Genomic DNA, 16,413 nt, shown 5'->3' with positions numbered 1-16,413 from the left:
TTTATAGAAAGATATAGTTAACTACTCAGATGGTTTTATAATTTTACCAACAATATGTTCATGTGTCGGTACAAGCCCTGCTTTTAAACCAAGCGGCTTAAATACTTTATCTAACACAGATTGAGTAAGTTTACCTTTATCCTGCTCAATATCAGTTAAAGTCCGACGACTTATTCCAACCAAAGCAGCATATTGTTCTTGGGATAAATTCAATACGTTCTTTCGCAAATACGTCAACAATTGCCCAAGCGTAATTTCATTAAATAAATATTGTTTATATAAATCGATGAGAACTTGCTGACGATCTTGAGTCTGATTTTTCATATTCATAACAGCTCCCATCTTTTCAATTTAGCTTCTATATAGTCAAATGAAAGTGCTGGCATTTCAATAATCTGTTTAGGTACACCTTTATCGATTAAGCGTTGTTTTAGTCCAACCAGATTAGTGGCCAATGATTTTAATGCACCTATAGACAAATCAGGATCACACCAAGGTGCAAGTTTTTGGGTAATTTGAGCCCAACGATACTCACCACCTTCTTCATAAGGACTTCCCCACGTAGTCGATCTAATCACTACTTCTGGATCGGCTTTCATGGGTGCAAAATCATAAATAGGAGAAAGAGAAATTTTTCCTGATTTTTTTAGAAAAGATGTGTTACGACCATGATTGTCTGAATTACCGAAAATAATATTAAGCAAATCTCTTTGTAACCACTCACAGATGAATTGTGAAGCATCAAAATCTGAATTGATGTGAGTCAGTAAATTACATAGATTCTCTATAACTTCAAAATGATTAAGATGGCTACCTGAAGACTTATTTAGTACCGAATAAACAGATTCCAAACCATGACGGTGCCACTGTTGATTACGCCATTCTGTGTCAAATCTTGGAAGCCACAAAGAAGGATACTTTGTACCTTCAATGAGCTTCATTTGAGTTGTCTCAATCGTATCAAAACCTAATTCGTTGAGTATTTGATAGTAATAATATTCAGCTCTGACAATGTCGCAATCAATTTCACTGCGTTTATTTCTTGGGAATTTAACTAAATAATGTTGATCTGGTTGATCGAAATTTTCTTGGTATGTATCAATCCAGACTTTTTGATCGGGCGAAACACGAATAAGTAATTTGGGCGCTTCTCCACCGGCACCAGTTGCACCACCGCTAATCGCACCCATTTGCTGAGCGTACTCAAGGAAATCAACATTACGATCAGCCACATCTTCCTTACTGAAATAACGTAAGTGTAAGGTTGAGTCAGGATTTATAGGTGGAAGTGCTTCTTTAATCCGTAAATTACCAACAGGAGCAATACCCCCTTTTTCTAATAAGATACTATCTTGCTCTGCATGAGTTAAACGTTGTAAGTCTAGATAACTCACCCAATAACGTCGTGCAGCACCAGAAGGAACGATATCATCTAAAAAACCAAACCATGTGCTCGATTCATGTTTTATAAGTATTTGTACAGGAAGTGATAAACTACAGGCGTGCTCATCACGCTTGTCTAAATGTTGAATTGCATATTCCAATTCATATTCTAATTCACTTGCACTAGCCGAACCCTGTTTAGACTCTAACAGTTTTAGTTCTGCTATATCTAACCAGCTCGCATCAAGTAGTGCTTGTATCGTTAATTTTTTCATTGAGATAAATGAGCAATTATTTTCTCAAAAATACTACAAAAAAGAATTTTTGTGAATATATTTGCTCAATATACTTTAATCCATATTACTATTGAGCAAAATTTTGCTCATTGTGATCTTTATAAAATAAATCGAATTTTAGCAATCCTGCTGTATAAAGTGAGCTGATTTTTCTTCAGCCCACCCGAAGCCTAAACTAGATTATTGCTGATAAACTTTCTTCCCATTAAAAATGGTCCACACCACTTTGGTTTCAGCCAACTGTTCAGGCGAAACATTAAAAATGTCTCTATCCACTAAAATCATATCGGCTTTTTTGCCCGGTTCGAGCGTGCCGATGCTTTTATCTAAATAAAGTGCTTTAGCCGAATTAATCGTATAGGCCTTAAAGACTGTATCTCGATCAATGGCTTCTGCTGGGTTTAAAACCTCGCCTTCACTTCCTTTTCTGGTGATTGCAGTCGCCATGGCAACAAAAGGATTGGCTGTTGAAACAGGAGCATCACTTGCGCCAGCAATGGTTGCACCGTTTACTAACAGCGAGTGGGCTGGGTACATGCCCTTATAAGAAGTTGCATCGATATAAGGTTTTACCAGTTCTTTGTTAAAACTGTCTTCATAGGCCCATGCCAATTGCATCGATGCAATCACATTGTTTTGTTTAAAGCGCTTGTAGTCTTTAGGGTCTACGAGCTGTAGATGGGTAATACTATGAGGGACCTTGCTCTGACGTTTTGAGCGAGCATACTCAAAGGCGTTTAAAGATTCCTGTACAGCTCTATCTCCAACAGCGTGAATATGAACAATCATATTTCGCTTATCTGCTTCATCAACAACTAACTTAAAAGTATTTGGGTCAAATAACAAAGTGCCTTGTTTGTTACTATTAGAGTACCGACCAAGTAATGCAGCCGATTGGGCTGGAATCTCTAATACGCCATCAGCGAATACTTTCACACCCACTAAATTAAAGTTATCTATGTTTTTATATTTACTATTGATTGACTCAATGATGTTAAAAACTTGCGGCGTACTTTTTGAGTTAATGACATGTAACCCAGAAACTCGTGCTGTTAACTCTCCTTTTTGAGATAATTCTTTATACATTGGAATCATCCCTAGGGTTTCCTCTGTATTTTTAATATTGGTAATTCCCTTATTTGGACTGGCGTTTGCAGCGATGTCCATCCACGCGGTGAGACCCAAACTGTTATAGTATTTGACTGCTTCTTTAGAGCCTTTATAAAGCAGATCATGTGATACAGATGGAATTTTATCACTCACCATATCCCAGCCAGAATCAATCACAAATCCAGTGGGTTCAAAGTTTTCATTGTGTGCAACATTTTGCTGGTCATCTGGGCTTAATTGCTGAATGAAGTTTGCATCTATACCTGCTTTTTTTAAGAGTGCTTGGTTTGCCCATGCCGTATGATGGTCACTACCCACTAAAGCAATAGGACGATCTTTCCATTCATTATTATTAAATACATTTGAGAGTTGGTCAGCCAATTCCCAATATTCTGATGACAAACCATTTAAAAATAGGACATCTCCAGCAACTCCCGTACCATCCAAACTAGATTGTTTAAGTTTTGCTTCAACTTTAGAAATATCTATGGTGGTATCACCGCTATCCATAGTGGCTAATATCGCCTCTACACCAGAAGCCAAGGCATGAATATGGCTATCGATTAAACCTGGCATTAAGACTTTATTATCAAGATCGATAACTTGTGTATTACTATCTGCAATTTTTTTGATTTCTTCGTTACTACCTACTTTTATAATAGTTCCATCCTGAGCAATTGCGATGGCTTGTTGAAGGGAATCTTTATCTTTAGCCGTATAAATTTTTCCATTAATATAAATACTTGCAGCAGCATTATTGTCATCACTATCATTGTTTGCACATCCTAAGTTTATAAAGAGTAAACCTAGGCTAAGTGCTAAAAATCCTTTTTTAAATCTCATTGTTAACTCCAAAAAAACATTTAAATTCTAATAATCGTTTTCTAATCTTCTTGTTGATCTGTTTGCATCAAGTCTTTGAGTACCGCGGTCTATCCATTGCCTACAGTTTTGTTACTCTTGATACACTTAGACAGGTCTATACGATACCTTGCGCTACTCGCAAAAATCTTTATTTCAGTGTTGGGTAAGCTCGTTAGCCCTGAGCTTATAATTGCAATTTTTGTTTTTAAGATTTCCATAAATTAATCTCCATTGTGGAATGGATAAACTAATTTTTAAGTTTATTTAAGGATATAAAAAGAATAGAGAAAATACCGATTTATGAGATTTTTGTCCGCAAATCGGACAATAAACATTCTAATAAATCATTAAATGACTTCATGAACCCAGGCTGTCTTTTGACTTTTTCACTTAAAATTTTTATTGAAATGCCATATCTAATCTAACCAAGATTTATAAAATAATTTTTATAATTTAAATAATGGATAATTAAATATGGATCGTTTTAAAACTATTTTATTTATTGCAAGCACATGTTTAACAACAACTATTTACGCCAAGCAACAAGACGTCTGTGTTTTTGACCCAATTGGTAAATCAGGAGACGCTTTCGCTTTAGCCAAAGACTATGCACTTGAAGCCAAAAATTGGGGAGCTGATATATCTTTAAAAGCATATGTTGATGAACGAGTTGCGGCTGAAGATTTAAAAGTCGGCAAATGTGATGGCGCTATTATTAGCGGTTTACGTGGCCGTCAATTTAATAAATATACAGGATCTTTGGATGCGGTTGGCGCACTAACAAATATGAAAACAGCGATTAGTGCCTATAAGCTGTTGTCTTCACCTATGGCCGCAAAAAACATGGTGGTAGGTCCTTACGAAATTGCAGGTTTAGGCACAATTGGCCCTGCTTATTTATTTGTAAATGATAGAAGCATAAATACACTCGCAAAGGCTGCGGGTAAAAAAATTGGGGTATTTAAATATGATGAAGCGCAACCCAAGCTTGTGCAACATGTTGGAGGTCAGGCTGTATCTGTAGATGTCACCAATGCTGGTGCAAAATTTAACAACCATGAAATTGATATTGTTCCCGCTCCTATTGTTGCATTTAAACCTTTTGAACTACACAAAGGTTTAGGTGAGAAAGGAGCAATCATTCGTTTTCCTTTAACTCAAATTTCAGCAAACTTCATTATTCGTAAAGACCAGTTTCCAGCAGGTTTTGGGCAAAAGTCGCGGACTTGGGTAGCCAGCCAATTAAATAGAACGTTTGGCATTATTGCCAAATATGAAAGTGATATTCCTTCAAAATATTGGATGGATATTCCTAAAAATGAACAATTAAACTATATGAAAATGATGCGCGAGGCACGCATACAGCTAACCAAGGCTGGTATCTATGACCCTAAAATGATGAATTTTTTGAAAAAAGTAAGATGTAAAGAAAACCCAAGTAACTTTGAATGTTCGTTGAACGATGAATAAATAAAGCAAACTTCTTCTTTTATCTTTAATCTAAATCAATTTTCCGACACGGATGTTGTTGAGATATCCGTGTTTATTTAATTAAGAAATTTATATATTGATTTTAAATTTCAACAGATAGAAAATCACTCGCAATCATAAATAACTACAATAGAGTTCTATATGCTTCCTAACAAGAAAAAGAATATAGCCCTTTCCTACATTCTTCCTTTAGTTTTCGTTATTGGCTTCTATGCCTTTTTTCGTGTATCTATTCTTCCATATATTTATACCAAACAAGCACAGCATCAACTTTTAACCGCAAATAATCAAACAACTGAGATTTATTGGAAAGAACCAGACCTCTTAGCCGATAAAAAGTATCCAGCAATTATCTTTTTACACGGCATTCAGAAAGACAAACAAGGTTCAAAAGCCTTTGTACGCTCAGGCTTGTTAAATGAATATAGTAAAAAGAACTTTTTCAGTGTTGCTGTATCTATGAGTGGATATGGTGAGTCCTCTGGAAAATCAGATTTTTGTGGTAAAGCATCACAAAATAATCTTATACAAGCCATTAATTTTGCTCGATCACAACCACATGTTGACCCAAACAAAGTTGCAGTGGTTGGAATTAGTTGTGGTGCTTCCATAGCAAATGTTGTAGCTAACTCAGGCAAGATAAACGCTTTGATTCTTGTATCTGGGTTTTATGATTTTAAAGGTATGTATGCTCAGTGGAGTTCTAACACTAGAACGCTACCGTCAAACGTAATGAATGAAATAAATGAATCTATTAGTGCTGAAAAAAACACAGAAACTGCATCCGCAGCTAGATCATCATTACCGATTTCGTCTCAGTATCCACCTACTCTTATGAGGTATTCCAAACACATTAGAACTTATACAAGATGCCAAACATCCTGTGCCTGCTAATGTATGGAAAACCAAAAGTGATTCATTTTTGGAAAATGCTTTGAATATGGAAATTAAGTAAAATTGGTTCAAAAAATTTAGCCAGCAGAGACAATATCAATCGTCTAACTACTGGCTAAATTTTATTTATAAACTAATTAAAATCTAGTAAATATCTAACTAATTTTTATCATATTTTTAAATAAATACTGAAAAGAATATGATAAAAAATGGTGCTAGTACTGTTAAGATAAAACCACTAAAAATAGCAATTTGAACATCTAATTGTGAACAATTATTTTTTACAAATGGCAGTGTTGAATCCATAGCTGTAGCACCACACACCCCAATCACGGGGTTAGGGTAATTTCTTCCAAGAAGATATAATAATCCTATGGCATAAAACTCTCTGATTAAGTCAGTAAGTAAAGCAAATGTACCCTGTTCTGGTCCCAATATCTTTCCTATTAATGGTCCTGATAGAGAGAACCATCCAAACCCACTACCTAAAACTACAAGTTCAAAAAAAGATTTGCCTAAAATAAATTTTGCTATATAAGCAGCGACAAATAATGAGAGGATTGTAACTAGAGGTACCTTAAAGTGATTAATAGTTAAAGATTGAATTCTAATAGTTGATAAATCAATTCCCACTAAAAAAATTAAAATATAAAGTAAAATACTACTTATAACCTCGCTACTCCAACCGCTAGGCAATAAGAGATATAAGACCATACCAATAACAACCATAGAAATGGCGATCAGGCATTCTCTTATGGGTTTAAAAATCTCAGATAAAGATTTTTTATGTTCATTTACATTTTTAACCTTTTTAAATAAAAAGATAAAAGTAACCAAAGTGATTATTGTAGAATAAGCAAAAGATTCTAAAATTACTTTAGTACCTAATTGCTTATCAAATAGAATACTACCAAATTGAAAACCTATAGATATTAAAAGCAACCAAACTAGAATAGAGATATAGCTGACTAATTTATCTCTAGTATTGCTATTTGCGGCTTGTCCCACCCCCCATCCTGAAAGCAGAGCTAATAAGATAGGGAGTAATGAAAATATAAGACTATTTATCATATGTTTTGTTTCGTTAGAGAATAATCAATTAAAATCATCCATCTTTCTCCAATTAAATCATCTTGTTGTGATTCAATTTTTTTAATTGGAGATACATAGTGGCATACAGAGGAATCATGGACAGCGAAACTATCAGAAATATTTTTTAATGTAAAATGACTATAAATATTTTCAACATTAACTTCTTTTAAACTCTTATTTCTCTCACTTGGATGAGCTATATAATTAACTCCTCCAATAATATTATTACTACGATTAATTAAGTGAGCAAAAGTAAAAGGCTCCCCATCCTGATGAAAACAATCTGGTGAACTAATTCCTAAAATATCACTTGAATTAGACGTTAATTTAACAAAATGTACCCCAATATAAATAGGAAGATAATGATCATTTAGCCCAAATGTTAACTTGTAATCATCAATAACGAGTTGATTTAAATACTTAGTCTTTTTTACTTCTTCACTTAAAGCATTAAAGTATCTTATAGAGCTATGTTCTGGGTTGTTAGTTCCTTGGTCATATCCTGACAAATATTCGCCATTATCATTCGCTACAGGAGGCAACCAAATTGGTTTTATCTCTTTTTCCCATGGCAAAATTAAAGCATTTCCATAGCGACGAAAGCGTTGGGTATCTGAGGGGGCAAATTGATCTTTTTCTAACATTTGAAACTCTTCAAATATTACTCTTTTTGAATCAGGATCCACCTCAGCAGCCTTATATTGTAAAAAGCCATTTTTTTCAAACGAACTTTTTAAAGCTAAAAAAGAATCTTGATAGTTACCATCTAAAAGCTCTTGTGAATTTATTGTGTTTGAGTATGCTAAGTTTTCCATATTTTACCCATTCAAATATTATTAATTTATATTATGTGAGATGGAATTATACAGATCTGTCTGTATTGTTCAATATGAAAAATAAGAATTCAAATATGTATTCATGGTTATTCCGAACTTAATCATCTGCTCAATTACGCAAAATTATTTGCACCTCACCCAAACCCCAACAAAAAATACTCAAGCAATCTCTTCCGTTCATCTGGTTTGTTCGGATCTAAAAGCTGAACCATTGCCCCATCAATCACAAACAAAAACATGTGTGCATCTTGTTTTGAGGCATTTTCATTGCTTTTTAAAAGCAAATTATAGATTTCATTAATCAACCAATTTCGATAATCAACTACGCTCTGATAAGCCTTGGGATGTGTTTTAGCAATTTCAAAAATCGCTTTAAATGGCAAATGGTAAAGCCCATCTAAGTCGGCGTGTAAGTAATAAATTTTGCGGAGTTTTTCAACTAAGGTTAATTCTTTTTGAACTTTAATAATCGACATGACCTCATGTTTAAGGCCGTCTTTTTGAAAGGTTAGACTCATTTCAATGAGACGTTCTTTTGAGTGAAAATAATTATAAAACGTTGCTTTAGGGATTTTTGCCACCTCAATAATTCGGTCTACGCCGACATTATGAAAGCCGTATTTGTTAAATAAATATCTTGCTGAATGAAGTACGCTTAAAGCACGAAATGGAAGATCTATATGTGGCATATTTTTACCGTTATAAAAATTATTGTTGTATATAAATGAGATATAGAAACCGCTGCCTTTTTAGGAGAGAAAAAAAGGCATAGCAAAGCCATAAAGACTGTGCGCAGCACATCTCAAGTTTTAATTGTTGCTAAGTTTTAAGTAATAACGAGCTAAAGCCTGAAAAAGCCTTACGGCGATCAAGCTGCGTTAAATGTTTTAAGCTGTGTTGTTATAGCTTTTGGCAATGGCTGCCAAGAAATGATGAATGTGCAAAGCCAACTCCTTATATATGGAGTTCTGCCAAAACATTAGATTTATGGTGGCAGAACGAAAGAGGGTTAGCAGACTGGTTTCGACTCCAGCACACCCGAGGGTGTCCCTCTCCCGTCCTGAACTGTACCCCATAAGTTAGACTTTTTAAACTTATAAGGTGTATATCCAATGCCAGTTCCAAAGCATTCAAAAGAGTTAAAACTAAAAGTAATTCAGGCCTATTTAGATGGGAGTAAAGGCTATAAAATCCTTTCCAAAGAGTTTAATGTAGATCTCCAAACCATCCGGTTATGGATTGAAAACTATAAGGCACATGGTGCTGATGGACTTAATGTTAAAATTAAAAAAACTTATTATTCTCCAGAATTTAAAATCAATGCGATACAAATGCTTCTTGATAAGGTACCTGTAAGAGAAGTCAGAAGGCGGTTAAATCTGAGTGGGACGTCAATTCTAAGAAGATGGCTAGCCCAGTATCATAAAGAAGGGATTGCTGGGTTTAATACTAAACGGACTTATACCAATATGACTAAACAAGATAAAACTAAAACAGTGAAACCAACAAGAGATGATAAAGAAAAGTCTCAACAGGAGCTCATTGATGAACTTACAGCTTTACGCGCAGAGGTCGCTTTTTTAAAAAAGCTAAAAGCCTTAAAACTGAAGCAGCGTACTTAAGTTCAATTTCTACCGCAGACAGTGTTCAAGTTATTTCAGAATTAAGGCAAATTTATCCATTAAAGCTATTACTTAGTATTGCCAAGATAGCCCGTAGTACTTATTTCTACCACATCAAAGCTCTACGCTCCAATGATAAATATACTGAGTTAAAACAGAAGATTAAGTCTATATATCACAAGCATAAAGGATGCTATGGCTATCGTAGAATTACTCTTGCCCTGAAAAGTACAGGAATAATCATCAACCATAAGTGTGTATATCGCCTCATGAAAACGATGGGGCTTAAATCGCGTATTAGAGCATTAAAATATCGCTCATATAAGAGTGGTTGTGTCGGGATGGTGGCTAATAACATTTTACAACGGCAATTTAAAGCAAATCGTCCCAACCAGAAATGGGCAACTGATGTAACGGAATTTAATGTGAATGGGGAAAAACTTTATCTATCCCCAATTATAGATTTATTTAATGGGGAAATTATTACATTCAGAATCCAGCGCAAACTCAATTATGAGTTAGTCAAAGAGATGCTCATTCATGCTTTGGCTAAACTTAAGCGACATGAGAAACCAATACTTCACTCGGATCAAGGTTGGCAATATCAAATGGCTCATTACCAACAGCAATTAAAGCAACATGGCTTAATTCAGAGTATGTCTCGTAAGGGAAATTGTTTAGATAATGCTGTAATAGAAAGCTTCTTTGGAATATTAAAATCGGAGTGCTTTCATGGTGAAAAATTTCAAACAATTGATGAATTAGAGAAAACGATACAAGAGTACATTCATTATTATAATCATGAGAGAATCAAGGTGAAGTTACAGGGTTTATCCCCTGTACAATATAGAAAGCAGTTTTTAAAAACTGCTTAATTAACTGTCCAACTTTATGGGGTCAGATCATCCTACCGCAACGGGAGGGAACGAGGAGATGCTCACACAAAACTATTCCTCAGAAGAAATAATCCTGATGCGGTCGAAAAAACGGTCTGCTAAAACCGACTGGCGATGTAGGCCAGCCCGCAAATGGTAATCTCCAATATTTGAAGTGTCAATGTGAAATTGGCTAGAAAATACTTAAATAGTTATTATTTTTCATTTAATTACATAATTAAGGAAATTCTTAAGTAATATTTCTAATCTACCCTTATATCATTAAGTTAAAGTTTAAAATTTCAAAAACTTAAGGTCTAGATTGGCTCATATCAACGAAGAATGAATAAATAAAAATGAGTGATTACTCTTATTAAGAAGTGTTTTTATGAGTGGCTATTCAGTATAAACTTATTACTTAAGCGACCAATCTCACACATTAGGCCGTGTCATATACTTAAAGTGATAAGAGCAAAAAATGACTCAAAATGAAGTTGAATTAGCAGAGAAATTGTCAAAAGAATCTCATAAAGGTCAAAAGTATGGTTCTCATGATTACTTTGAGTACCATATTAAAGGTGTGGTCAATTCATTAATTAAGCATCGATTTTCACAAGTCTATATTATTACCGCCCTTCTACACGATAGTGTTGAAGACACGCCTCTTACGCTAGATAAAATCGAAAGCTTATTCGGAAAAGAAGTCCGTGATGCAGTAGATGCATTAACTAAACGGGAAACTGAAACACGCGAAGAATATTTAATTCGTTGTAGTTCGAATCCGATCGCTCGAGTCGTAAAACTTCATGATGCAGCCTTTAACGCGCATAACTCACATAAGGACAATAATCACCCGCGTGTAGATTATTACCTTCAAACCATGTTAATTGTTTCAACAGCGCAAGATAGGTTGGAATGAAAAGGTCGAATTAGCTAGGTATTATAAAATATAAGACGATCAATTTGATTTTGTAACGCAATCAAGATTTATCATGTAAAAAAAAGATTTTTGCTCAACCCTATTTAACTGACTTAAGAATTGAGCAATTTTTTGCGCATTTATGATCTACGGCGAACCTATCTCGAAGTTAGATACGTCCAACTTCTAAATATGGAATCAAGTTTTTATCAAAATGTGGTCGTGGGTCGCCTTCATAACTAATAAAGCCATGCATTCCTGTTAAACGCTCACCTTTATAAAACTGGTTTAACTGATAGCGCGGGTCTTTATGTGAAAGCGTAAAGCTCACCACACCAACGCCCTGCTGTTTTGACTTGTTATAGGCATCTTCAAGCATTTTATGATGCAAAGCTAAATCTTGTGGATGGCACATAAGCGTATGTAACACATGGTACTTAATCGAGTCACCCAGTTTAGGCAAGCGCATGCCTTTGGTTAGTGGAGTCAACAAGTTATAAACGGGTCTAAAAATTCCAATGACTGAGCTGTAATGCAAAATTTTAGTTTGCTTAATACTATGCTGATCCCATAAGCCAAACATGCCCACCAGTTTTTCACCCTTAAAGTAAAGTGAAAAGTCTGAGAGTTTTATTCCTGAAAAATACTGATGACCTTGGGCCAGTTCTTCAAAGTTATAGGCAGGAATAAAGTTATAAAACTCGGCCATGTCGCTAATAAAATGATTCATGGCTTCCACATGCTGAGCTTCGGCAACACATGTGCGAATCTCTTGAAGATCACTCTGATTAGCTTGCTTTAAGAAAGTCGTGATTTTTCGTTTTATGCCTGTGTTGGTCAGACTTAAGGTTTCAATGAGTCCTTCATCATAATAATCGGGCATTCCTGTTTTGCCCGTTTGAATGGCAGCGCGCGCGGCGTGGTTATCATCAAAAATAATCATTTGACTATAGTTCGGTTCATGCATGGTTTGTTTTACATGCTTTGCTAAAACCTTAACCAGTGATTTGCCACGATAGTTGTGATCAACACGTAAATCACCCGCGTATCGTAAGTTTTGAACGTTCCGATCGACATAACATGGGCGATGACCATTGCTATAACAAGCAACATGCTTCTGACTCTCGGTGTCTTCAATCACGACATGTAATTTATGCCGATACACAATGTCGGAAGCTTGAAAATAACTGGGTTCACGCTGAAAGCTAATTTGAATGCCTTTGGTGGTCATAGGTACGGCAATCAAATCTCTTAAAGCCTGATCGTCTGCCAAAGTTGCTTCTCGGGTAATCAGGGTATTGTCAGCAAGTGGTGGATTTGTTTTCATTCATTATTCACCTGTTGTGCGGTCTGTACGGGCACCAAATTATTTAAACGCCCCATTTGGTCGAGTAACTGATAGACAAACACGACTTCGTCTTGGTCATTCACTGTTTTCTGGGTTTGTACATCAAGTAACTTCTGCTCGGTATTCAGCAAATCAAATGTGGTTTTAGTGCCAACATCAAACTCTTTACGTGTGTAAACAAAGGCAATCGATGCAGCCTCTATGGCATTTGCCAATGCCTCTTTATTTTGTCGAATGGTTTGAAGCTGCGCGTAGCTCGTGCGTGTACGCTTATTCAAATCTAGTTCAAGACTTCGCGTTTTTTGGTTCGCCAAATCGATATCGGCCTGTGCTTTTTTGACATTGGCCCGATTTAAACCATCGTCGTATAGCGGTACATTGAGCTGCACCCCAACCATATAGTTATTACTTTCAGAACCAATATAGCTTGCTTCATCTTGCTTTCCGGCACGGCTAGTGAGCATGACCGTAGGCCAGAGTTCGCGTTTAGTTAAAGCATATTGTTTCTCGGCAGCCTGTTTTTCGTATTTGCTACGCATTAAAGCTGGATGGTTTTTGGTTTGCGCCAAAATTTCATCCAAGCTCGCGGGAATAACTGGCAGTTGTTTAATCGCGACAAGGTTGTCAGGCGTTACACCCGTTACTTGATAAAACTGTGCTTCGCTTACGGTCAAATTAGACTGAGCCTGTGTAATATCGGCTTGACCTTGGGCAACTTGTGCCAAAACCTGTGCTAAGTCCGCACGGGTAATCATACCCACATCAAAACGGCGCTTCGATTCATATAAAGACCGTTGTAAGTTAGCCATAGTCTTTTGTCTAAGTTCTAAAATGGCTTTCTTTTTTAATACGTCGGTATAGACCATGACAGTATTTAAAATAGTTTCCGATCTTTGGTCAGATAGTCCTTGGTTTTGTGCAGAGAGCTGGCTTTCGGCAACATCTATTCCTAAACGGTGTCGTCCAGAGGTATAAATCGGATAATCTGCCTGCAATTGTAAACTTCGACCTTTACGGTTTCCTTCAGTTGGAAACAGGACTTGTGAAGGCGTATCTATTCTTTCATAGTCAAGTTGCCCGACTAAATTGACTTTAAGCCCATCACGCTGTTTGGCCTGTTCAAGCATAGCAGTCGACTGGTTCACACTTAAACGGCTGACCTCAAGCTGACTTTCATGTCTTAAACTGGCTGACAAAGCCTCGTCTAGAGTCATGGCATGTGTATTCGACACAAGCAACACGCCAAGATACAAGGCGTGTCGAAGTGTTAAAAACCGAGTATTAAATTGCTTCATCCCTTTCATAGTTGTTCCAAACTATTTAGGGTAACTTTCTTGAGTGGCTCAGGCTTGATATTGCCTTCGATAATGCCGTCAAACATGACCAGTTTTTTGTAGGCATTCCACCCATTATTGGCTTGACGAATTTGAGGTTGGTCGAGCTGTCCCAAGTTCCGCGCAAGTTCGTAATGGAAGTTTTGACGCAAGATACTGTCGATATATTCATTGTTAATGCTGTGATGGATTTCGCCTTCAAAAAGCACGCAATAAAATGGTTTAACGTGTTGCTCGGTATCAATCGCCAGTAAAGAAATCGCTTTAGATTCGGTTTCATTTAACTGTGACAATAATTGCTGGGCAGTTTCAGGTGCGAGTTTCTCACCGACCAGATCTACACCAAAACGGCGGCCTTGGAACTCAAAACACGGGATTTGTTCTATAAAGCCAGTGACTCGTAAACAATCATCCATACAGTAACGAAGCAAGCCATTACCCGATGTAATGAGTGGGCTAACCACATCACCTTGTTTAAGCTGCCACGACGGAATGATTTGACCTTGTTTTTCACCCTCTAAATATTCAAATTCATAGAAGTGACTTTGATACGCCAGCGGGTATTGATCGTTATAGGGAATCGTGACTACACCTTCCGTCGCCCATAGACCTTTTCCTTCAAACTGAACACTGGGTAATTTCTCTTGTAATTTTTCTGCCCAAGCTTTTGAACCTGCGGTATCCCAACTCGACACTAAACTTAACTTTGGCCAGAGCTTTTTAAAGTCAATCTGTTCACCGTTTGAACTTGCAATTAAGGCTTGAGCGCTTTCAGGACTATGCGGTGCAGTCACTTCTTTTAATGAAGCCTGACGATTGCTCCATGAACCACTTTGTAAAACTTCAATCACATCTTGTTGTAGTAACTCCAAACGCTCAAGCAATTGCAACGCAAAAGTTGGACTCCACACCGAGATCATGGCTAAGTTACGGTTTGCCACCAAATAGCAAATCGTGGCAAAGAGTGCATCATCGGCATTGGCTGCAAAAGCAACATTACTTGGAACGGCTTGGGTAAATTTAGATAAAATTCGCTTACCTACACCCAGTAGCGCACTATCATCATTTAGGTTTTTATCTTTTAAAACTTCACGCTGACTTTCAGGTAACCATGACACCGACCAGTAATGCGTACCCGAACTAAGCTGTGGGCATTTACGGTATAGACTTGCCATCCACGGCGCAATTGCATGGTCAAGCTCATCTAAAAACAGTTTGGTATATGGAATAAACTTGATTTGTTCACTCGACCCACTGGTCGGCTGAAAACGAACCAGTTTACTACTAGACAATGAAAGTTTCTGTTCGCGATAACGTTGAATGTCTTCTCGCCATGCGCCATAACGTGTCGCAGGAAAGGATTTTACAAACTGCTCATAGTTTTGAACTTTCTTATCTTTAGCAAACGTAGAGGTCTGTAAAATCGAATGCAGGATTTGACGTTGTGTCGCTTCTAACGCATTAAACTGTTTTTGAAAATTACGATCGGATGCATCACACCATTTTTTTAAAATAAGATGTGAGCCAAGAGTTAGCCATTCATTAGATTTCATTGGATGGCCTCTCTACGTTTGGTTTTATGTGTTACACAGGCTTCAAACTTTCCCTTACTCGTGGGTTTGGTGATGAGCTTTACTGGGAAACGCGCAAGATCTTTCCAGCCTAATCGACCAATACACGGTAATTCTGTTCCCGCACTCCATGTTGGATTCATCTGCTCAAAAAAATGAATATTTGGGTTCTTTTGTCTCATTTCGGCAGTAATCGGTGCGACTTCACCTTTTAATGGTTGATAGTCATCTCCAAAATTTAAGAGGCCCGCATCTTTATCATAATATTCGCCAAAGAATTTCTCACAGTAGTGCTCAACCACTTCCGAGAGATGCTGATTTTCATCTTTAATGTTTGGGTAGTACACATAATAGTTATTGGCGAGTAATAAGTAGGTCTTATAGCCTTTAGAAATGAGTAGCCAATAGAGTTCGTTAAATGGATATTTGATTCGAAGCTTGATCATGAGTTTGAGCATGGTACTTTGCAGACTACGCGTGCCCCAAAACTTCTTCAAAATGACCGTATCACCGCTAAATAACACTGTGTAGTCTTTACCGTTTAAATAGAAGTGCTGCACAACAACGGTTGAGAACCCCACAATCTCATCTGTCTCCGAGTCAAAAATTAAGATCGCACCACTTTTATTTTTAAAATCATCTACGAAAATAGAAAATCTCGTATTTTCATAATACTGTTCGTAAATGGAATACATCACTTTTAATCGCTCTGTATCGATTTGCTCTTTTTCAAAATATTGACCATAAGTCGTGCTTTTCAGGTTCAATTTTGAAATCA

The 16,413-nt window shown here is 36.6% G+C and carries 14 protein-coding genes and 1 pseudogene; 5 read left to right on the top strand and 10 right to left on the bottom strand.

The genetic code is table 11. The features are described from left to right. Window positions 1-21: 21 nt before the first annotated feature. The 3 genes from F935_RS06090 to F935_RS06080 form a co-directional block, all read right to left on the bottom strand. Window positions 22-330, bottom strand: coding sequence for a helix-turn-helix domain-containing protein (locus F935_RS06090; protein ID WP_016138107.1), 309 nt, complete (start codon window positions 328-330; stop codon window positions 22-24). Continuing rightward, window positions 327-1,658, bottom strand: coding sequence for a type II toxin-antitoxin system HipA family toxin (locus F935_RS06085; RefSeq protein ID WP_016138106.1), 1,332 nt, complete (start codon window positions 1,656-1,658; stop codon window positions 327-329). Before F935_RS06085 ends, F935_RS06090 begins: the two co-directional genes overlap by 4 nt. 201 nt (window positions 1,659-1,859) lie before the next feature. Then, a complete protein-coding gene (locus tag F935_RS06080; RefSeq protein WP_016138105.1) occupies window positions 1,860-3,632 on the bottom strand; it encodes an amidohydrolase in 1,773 nt (590 codons plus the stop codon). Between the two features lie 495 nt (window positions 3,633-4,127). Here F935_RS06080 and adeT1 point away from each other — a divergent pair, with 495 nt between their 5' ends. Together adeT1 and F935_RS06070 are read left to right on the top strand one after the other, a co-directional pair. Then, window positions 4,128-5,123 carry a putative multidrug efflux protein AdeT1 gene (adeT1, locus tag F935_RS06075; RefSeq protein WP_016138104.1) on the top strand — a complete coding sequence of 332 codons (996 nt, stop codon included), beginning with the start codon at window positions 4,128-4,130 and terminating at the stop codon, window positions 5,121-5,123. Window positions 5,124-5,285: 162 nt separating this feature from the next. Next, window positions 5,286-6,099 (top strand): annotated as a pseudogene (locus F935_RS06070) (alpha/beta hydrolase family protein). A gap of 116 nt (window positions 6,100-6,215) precedes the next feature. Here the strand turns inward: F935_RS06070 and F935_RS06065 are convergent. The 3 genes from F935_RS06065 to F935_RS06055 all read right to left on the bottom strand — a co-directional run bounded on the left by F935_RS06065 (window position 6,216) and on the right by F935_RS06055 (window position 8,655). After that, window positions 6,216-7,109, bottom strand: coding sequence for a LysO family transporter (locus F935_RS06065; RefSeq protein ID WP_016138102.1), 894 nt, complete (start codon window positions 7,107-7,109; stop codon window positions 6,216-6,218). Then, entirely contained in the window at window positions 7,106-7,945 is an 840-nt protein-coding gene (locus F935_RS06060; RefSeq protein WP_016138101.1) for a 2OG-Fe dioxygenase family protein, read from the bottom strand. The genes F935_RS06065 and F935_RS06060 overlap by 4 nt, the downstream gene beginning before the upstream one ends. Before the next feature lie 155 nt (window positions 7,946-8,100). Continuing rightward, window positions 8,101-8,655, bottom strand: a complete 555-nt coding sequence (locus F935_RS06055; protein WP_016138100.1) for a TetR/AcrR family transcriptional regulator — start codon at window positions 8,653-8,655, stop codon at window positions 8,101-8,103. Window positions 8,656-9,078: 423 nt separating this feature from the next. On the opposite strand from F935_RS06055, the gene F935_RS19210 reads away from it, so the two are divergent. The 3 genes from F935_RS19210 to F935_RS06040 all read left to right on the top strand — a co-directional run bounded on the left by F935_RS19210 (window position 9,079) and on the right by F935_RS06040 (window position 11,382). Beyond that, window positions 9,079-9,588, top strand: coding sequence for a helix-turn-helix domain-containing protein (locus F935_RS19210; protein ID WP_016138099.1), 510 nt, complete (start codon window positions 9,079-9,081; stop codon window positions 9,586-9,588). Window positions 9,589-9,593: 5 nt separating this feature from the next. After that, window positions 9,594-10,463 carry an IS3 family transposase gene (locus F935_RS19205; protein WP_416201909.1) on the top strand — a complete coding sequence of 290 codons (870 nt, stop codon included), beginning with the start codon at window positions 9,594-9,596 and terminating at the stop codon, window positions 10,461-10,463. A 478-nt stretch (window positions 10,464-10,941) separates the two neighbouring features. Then, the gene (locus tag F935_RS06040) at window positions 10,942-11,382 is read left to right on the top strand and encodes an HD domain-containing protein (protein ID WP_016138097.1); all 441 of its coding nucleotides are present in this window, start codon (window positions 10,942-10,944) and stop codon (window positions 11,380-11,382) included. A gap of 169 nt (window positions 11,383-11,551) precedes the next feature. Here F935_RS06040 and F935_RS06035 read toward each other — a convergent pair whose 3' ends face one another. Genes F935_RS06035 through F935_RS06020 form a run of 4 tightly spaced genes read right to left on the bottom strand, consistent with a single transcriptional unit; the run spans window position 11,552 to window position 16,402 of the window. Beyond that, the gene (locus F935_RS06035) at window positions 11,552-12,709 is read right to left on the bottom strand and encodes a hypothetical protein (protein ID WP_016138096.1); all 1,158 of its coding nucleotides are present in this window, start codon (window positions 12,707-12,709) and stop codon (window positions 11,552-11,554) included. Continuing rightward, window positions 12,706-14,034 (bottom strand): TolC family protein, encoded by a 1,329-nt coding sequence (locus F935_RS06030; protein ID WP_016138095.1) that lies wholly within the window; start codon window positions 14,032-14,034, stop codon window positions 12,706-12,708. Before F935_RS06030 ends, F935_RS06035 begins: the two co-directional genes overlap by 4 nt. Further along, window positions 14,031-15,617, bottom strand: coding sequence for a GH3 family acyl-acid amido synthetase (locus F935_RS06025; RefSeq protein ID WP_016138094.1), 1,587 nt, complete (start codon window positions 15,615-15,617; stop codon window positions 14,031-14,033). The genes F935_RS06030 and F935_RS06025 overlap by 4 nt, the downstream gene beginning before the upstream one ends. Further along, the gene (locus F935_RS06020; protein ID WP_171068128.1) at window positions 15,614-16,402 is read right to left on the bottom strand and encodes a hypothetical protein; all 789 of its coding nucleotides are present in this window, start codon (window positions 16,400-16,402) and stop codon (window positions 15,614-15,616) included. The genes F935_RS06025 and F935_RS06020 overlap by 4 nt, the downstream gene beginning before the upstream one ends. Window positions 16,403-16,413: the final 11 nt, after the last annotated feature.

Origin of the sequence: Acinetobacter calcoaceticus ANC 3811 (genome assembly GCF_000399665.1) — a bacterium.
Classification (GTDB): Bacteria; Pseudomonadota; Gammaproteobacteria; order Pseudomonadales; family Moraxellaceae; genus Acinetobacter; species Acinetobacter calcoaceticus_B.
This window is presented reverse-complemented; position numbering and strand designations above follow the sequence as displayed.